At 69.3% G+C, this 5,837-nt stretch carries 4 protein-coding genes; all 4 read right to left on the reverse strand.

The window, feature by feature from the left end; all coding sequences use genetic code 11:
• Positions 1-40 precede the first annotated feature (40 nt).
• Positions 41-2,356 (reverse strand): family 78 glycoside hydrolase catalytic domain, encoded by a 2,316-nt coding sequence (locus JSX79_RS17880; protein WP_229087539.1) that lies wholly within the window; start codon positions 2,354-2,356, stop codon positions 41-43.
• 121 nt (positions 2,357-2,477) lie between these two features.
• Positions 2,478-3,281, reverse strand: a complete 804-nt coding sequence (locus tag JSX79_RS17885; protein WP_229087541.1) for a carbohydrate ABC transporter permease — start codon at positions 3,279-3,281, stop codon at positions 2,478-2,480.
• Between the two features lie 86 nt (positions 3,282-3,367).
• Positions 3,368-4,222, reverse strand: a complete 855-nt coding sequence (locus JSX79_RS17890) for a carbohydrate ABC transporter permease (protein WP_083295454.1) — start codon at positions 4,220-4,222, stop codon at positions 3,368-3,370.
• Between the two features lie 79 nt (positions 4,223-4,301).
• A complete protein-coding gene (locus JSX79_RS17895) occupies positions 4,302-5,624 on the reverse strand; it encodes an ABC transporter substrate-binding protein (protein WP_229087540.1) in 1,323 nt (440 codons plus the stop codon).
• Positions 5,625-5,837: the final 213 nt, after the last annotated feature.

Consider the following 5,837-nt stretch of genomic DNA (forward strand, 5'->3'; position numbering starts at 1 on the left):
GGGCGGCGGGCCGGGCCGCGCCGCCGCCCCGCGGCCGCCGCTACGCCGCGGGGACCGCGGCCAGCGCGCGCAGCTCGTGCGTGCCTCCCGACACGCGCTGCTCCGCAGCACCGGGCAGCCGCACCACCGCGGTGACGCCCTCGGGCACGGTCACCCGCACGAGCAGCTCCCCGTCGACGAGCTCCCACCGCACGGCGACGTGCCCGTGCACGGTGTCGAGCGAGGTCGACGCCCACGTGAGACCGCCTCCGGGCTGCGGCGCCACGAGCACCGACTCGTACCCGGGCGTCAACGGCGCGAGACCACCGACCACGCGGTGCATCCAGTCCGCCACGGCACCGAGCGCGTAGTGGTTGAACGACGTCATCTGGCCCGGGTTGATCGTGCCGTCCGGCAGCATCGAGTCCCACCGCTCCCACACCGTCGTCGCGCCCATCGTCACCGGGTAGAGCCACGACGGGCACTCGGTCTGCAGCAGCAGCCGGTACGCGTCCTCGAGGTGTCCGGTCTGCGTCAGCGCATCCGTGATGAACGGCGTCCCGGCGAAGCCCGTCGAGATCCGGTACCCGGACTGCTCGACGAGCTCCGCCAGACGGTCGCCGGCCGTGGCCCGCTCCGCCTCGGACAGGATCCCGAACACGATCGCGAGCGTGTACACGGTCGTGCAGTCGGAGAGAATCCGACCGTCGTCCTGCAGGTAGTGGGTCCGGAAGCCGGCCTGGAGGCGCGACGCGAGTTCCCGGAACTCGCTCGCCTCCGCCTCGTGGCCGCCCAACAGCTCGGCCGCGTCCGCCGCGATGGTGGCGGACCGGTACGCGCAGATCGTCGCGACGACGCCCTTGTCGGCCTTCGCCGCCGCGGGGTCCTCCGGCGGGGCGTCCGGGTCCAGCCAGTCGCCGAACTGGAACACGGTGTCCCACAGGTCCTCGGGGGAGAGGTGGTCGCGGACCCGCCGGAGGTGCGCGGCCATGGACGGGAACTGCTCCTCGAGCACCGCGGTGTCGCCGTACGCCTGGTAGAGCGTCCAGGGCACCCACACCCCGGCGTCCGACCAGACTGCGGTGGCGTCGGGCTTGCCGAAGTCCTCGGCGGGGGAGTACTTCAGCACGTCCGGCACGACGAAGGGGATGATGCCGTCGGCGTGCTGCTGCTCGAGCCACACGTCGCGGAGCCAGTCGCCGAGGAACGCCCGCGTGTCGAAGAGGTACGAGGCCGTCGGTGCGAACGCGGCGATGTCGCCGGTCCACCCGAGTCGTTCGTCGCGCTGCGGGCAGTCGGTCGGCACGCTGAGGAAGTTCCCCTGCATGCCCCGCACCACGTTGTCGTGGAAGGTGTTCAACAGCTCGTGGCTCGACTCGAACGTGCCGGTGCGGGGGAGGTCCGACCCGACCTGCACCGCGGTGAGGGCGGTGCGGAGCTCGTCGAGCGTGCCGGGCCACCCGTCGACCTGGGCGTACCGGAAGCCGTGGAACGTGAAGCGCGGCTCGAAGACGTCCTGGCCGTCCCCGCTGAGGGTGAAGTGGTCGGTGGCCTTCGCGGTGCGCAGGGGGCGCGTGCCGAGCTCGTCGTGCTCGAGGACCTCGGCGTGCTGCAGCGTCAGGACCGTCCCCGCCGGGCCGGACGCGGTCACCCGGATCCAGCCGACGAGGTTCACGCCGAAGTCGACCAGCGTGGCGCCGGCGGGGCTCGTCCAGACCTCGACCGGGGCGATCTCGGCGAGCGGTCGGACGGGCGGCACGGTGTCGGCGACGAGCTCGCGCTCCCCGAGGTCCACCGTGTGCACCGTGCTCGTGCGGCCCTCGTGTCCGTCCACGCTCGGCACCGTCACGTCGCCGGGCGTGAGGAAGGAGGCGTCGCGCAGGCGGGCGTCGACGTCCTCGCCGTCGTAGAGCTGGTCGGCCGTGATCGCACTCGACAGCGCCTGCCAGTCGGTGTCGGTCGCGACGAGCTGCTCGTGGCCGTCGGCGAAGGTGACGCGGAGTTCGGCGAACCCGGCGACCTCGTCGGCGTACCAGCCGCCACCGCCGCCCCAGGCGAGGCGTCCGGCGGCCCAGCCCTTGCCGAGGACGAGCGCGAGGACGGCGGCGCCACCCGGCTCGGCATCGGTGAGGTGTGCCGTGACGTCGTGCGAGACGACGCGCACGCGCCACTCGTAGCTCGTCCACCCCGGTTCGAGCAGGTGGTCGGAGACGCGCTGCCCGCCGAGCCAGGCCTCGACGACGCCGAGGGCGCTGACGTCGAGGGTCGCGCTCGTCACGGCGCCGTGGCCGTCGTCGAGGGTGAACTCCCGGCGCAGGATCGGTGCGCTCCCGAGGTCGGCGTCGCTCGCGATGAACGGTGCTGTCCAGGCGGTCATGTGGTGTGTCCTTTCACGCGACCGGTCGTCGTCGACCGGTGCGGGGGTCGTGGGCCCGGCCACCCGCCCGCGGGGGCGGGGTGGTGGAGGCGGGTCGCGCCTCCAGGCCGTGGATCGGGCGTCAGCCCTTGACGGCGCCGCTCGTCATGCCGGCGACGATCTGACGGTTGAAGAAGATGTAGAGGATCAGCGGCGGGATCGTGATGAGCAGCACGTCCGTGAACAGCAGGTTCAGCTGGCTGACCGACTGGCTCTGGAACGTGTACAGCGTCTGCTGCACCGTCGCGTTCTCGGAACCCGGCAGGAAGTACAGCGGGTTCGTGAAGTCGTTGAACACGGTCACCGACTGCACGAGCACGACCGTGATGATGACCGGCTTGAGCAGCGGCAGGACGACCCCGAAGAACAGGCGGATCGGACCGGCGCCGTCGAGCACGGCTGCTTCGTCGAGCTCCTTGGGGATCGTCGCGACGAACGCCCGGAAGAGCAGGATGCAGAACGAGAGGCCGAAGGTCGCCTCGATGAGGATCATCCCGCCCATGGTCTTGAACAGATTGAGCCCCTGCAGCACCCAGATCGTCGGGACGATCGCGGGCGGGACGATGAGGCCGGCGAGGACGAAGAAGTTGATCAGGCCGTTCCACTTGCTCGGTCGCCGTTGCAGGACGTAGCCGACCATCGCGGAGAACACCACCATGATGATGACGCTCCCCACGGTGAGCACGGCGCTGTTCAGGAACGAGCGCAGGATCCCGCCGTCACCGGTCTGCATGACCGCCACGAGGTTCTGCCACAGCTGCCACTGGCTCGGCAGGCTGAAGCCGAGCTGGTTGGCCTCGGCCGGGCTCTTCGCGGCCTGCAGCAGGACGAAGACGAACGGCACGAGGAAGACCACGAAGCTGACGACGATCGCGACGATGCCGATGACCCACTTGCGTGCGGTGTGCGGGCTCCGTCGGCGCGGGGTTGGCGTCTTCGCGGCGCTGGCGCGTCGGCCGGTGGTGATCGCGGTCACAGGTCCGCCTCCTTGCGGTTGATGAGCCAGGAGATCGGGACCATGATCGCCGTGACCACGATGAACAACACGACGTTGCCGGCGGTCGACAGCCCGTAGAACCCGGCCTGGTACTGCTTGTAGATCACGCTCGCGATGACGTCGCTCGTGAAGCCGGGTCCGCCGCCGGTCATCGCCCAGATGAGGTCGAACGACCGCAGGCCGCCGATGAGCGACAGGATGATGACCGTCCCCATCGCCGGGCGGGACAGCGGCAGCGTGATGTTCTTGAAGATCGTCCACGCGCTGGCGCCGTCGACACGGGCGGCCTCGAAGTACTCCTGCGGGATCGCCACGATGCCGGCGATGAAGATGAGCGTCGCAATGCCGACGCCCTTCCAGACGTCCACCGCGGCGACGCTCCAGAGGGCGAGGGCCGGGTCGGTCAGCCACCCCGGTGTGGGGAGGCCGACCGCCCCGAGGGCGCCGTTGATGATCCCGTGGAAGGGGTCCATCAGCGCCTTGAACGTGATGCCGATGCCGATGGTCGACACCAGCACGGGGAAGAACACCACCGCTCGGAGGTACCCGCGCCCGAGCACGGGGCTCGTGAGGAGCAGGGCGAGGGCGAGTCCGAGGACCACCTTCGCCGCGCTCGTCACGAACCCGTACTCGAACGTGTGCACGAACCCGGAGACGAGCTGCGGGTCCTGGAAGAACCGGACGAAGTTGTCGAAGCCGATGAAGGTCTGGTCAAACAGCGTCCAGCGGGTGAGCGAGAAGTAGAACCCCGCGAAGGTCGGGACCGCGAAGAACACGACGTAGAGCGCGATCGCCGGGATGAAGAACCAGGCCGGGTAGAACGAGCGCATGCGGCGCCGTGCCGGCCCGGGGCCTGCCTTCGTGGTCTGCGGCGGGGCCACCGCCGTCGTGAGGGTCGCGGTCACCGGATCACCAGCCCTTGATGCCGAGCTGCTGGGCCTGCTGGACGACGTCGTCGTCGTACTGGTCAGCGCCCTTCGCCGCGTTCGTGATGCCCGAGCCGACCTGCACGCAGATCTTCTCGAGGTTCGGACCCTTGATCGGGGAGAGGAACTCGAGTGCCGGGCTCGCCTTGCCGTCGTCGAGGTACTTCTGCAGGTCGCCGATCATCGGCGGGACGGAGTCGGGCAGGGTGCAGGTCGAGATGACGTACGGGCCACCGGGGGTGCCGGTGTCGTTCTGCACCTTGCAGCCCTCGGACGAGTTCGCGAAGGCGACGAACTTCTTGGCGGCCGCGAGCTTGTCACCCGTGGTCGTCTTCGGGATGTACAGGCCGTTCGGCTCCCAGATGGTGAGGTTCGTGTCGTCCGCGTTCTCCGCCGGGAGGGCGAAGGCACCGATGTCGTTCACCGCGTCGGGCGAGTCCTGCTGGATCGCCGAGATCGCGTTGGTCAGCATCGGGTACTGGGCACCCTTGCCCTCGGCGAGCATCTTCAGGCCGTTCGCCTGCGTGGCGGACGCGTAGTCCTCGTTGTAGAGGTCCTTGTCCTTGCCCTCCTGGAGGTGCTGGAACCCGGCCAGCGCCGGCTGCTCCGCGTAGGACTCCTTGTGCTTCGTGTACTGCGTCGCCCAGTTCTTCTGCTGCGCGGTGATGTTCGCGAAGTCGCCGAGCACGAACAGCTGGCTGGTCCAGGTGTCGCCGTAGGTCTGGATGATCGGCGCGATGCCGGCGTCCTTGATCTTCTCGCTGTTGCTGATGAAGTCCGACCACGTGGTCGGGACGCTCAGGCCGAGGTCCGCGTAGACCTTCTTGTTGTAGAGGACGGCGCCGCCGAAGCTGGTGCCGAACGGTGCGCCGTAGATGCCCTTGTCGGTGCTGACGACCTTGGTGAACTGCGGGTCGACGTCCTTCGCCCAGCTCTCCTTCGAGAGGTCGACGAGCGTGTTGTCCGGGTTGAGCGCCTGCATGAGCGAGCCGGAGTTGTAGTTGAAGACGTCGGCCATCTCGCCGGTCGACAGCCGGGTCTTCACCAGGTTGTCGCCGTCGGTGCCCTGCGGCTTCGTGTCGAACTTGACGGTGATGTCGGGGTTCGCCTTCTCGAACGCGGCGATGAGCGGCTTCGCGGTGGCGGCGGTGGCCTCGGCGTTGTCGGCGAGGTACGTGATCGTGACCTTGCCGCCGCCGCTGCCGGTGTCGGCGGAGCCGCCCGACGAGCACGCGGCCAGGCTGCCGATGAGGACCGCGGCGCCGCCGATGGCGAGCAACCTGGTGGTCAGGGGACGAGCTGACATTCCTTACCTCCTCGTAAGGCCCGGGACTGGGGGAACCCGGGTGAAACGGACCCGGTCACCGCGCCGATGCGGTTCCCGGTGGTGCTGTTTAGAACGTTTCAATCGGAATGGAACCATGCGGATTGAAGCGTGTCAATCACCGATCCTGATTCGTTACGCAAGTGCGCGGTCCCGCCGGCCGCGGGAGCCGGGGGGCGCGGGTCGGCCCTGGCG

This window comes from Curtobacterium sp. GD1 (assembly GCF_020882855.1).
Lineage (GTDB): Bacteria > Actinomycetota > Actinomycetes > Actinomycetales > Microbacteriaceae > Curtobacterium.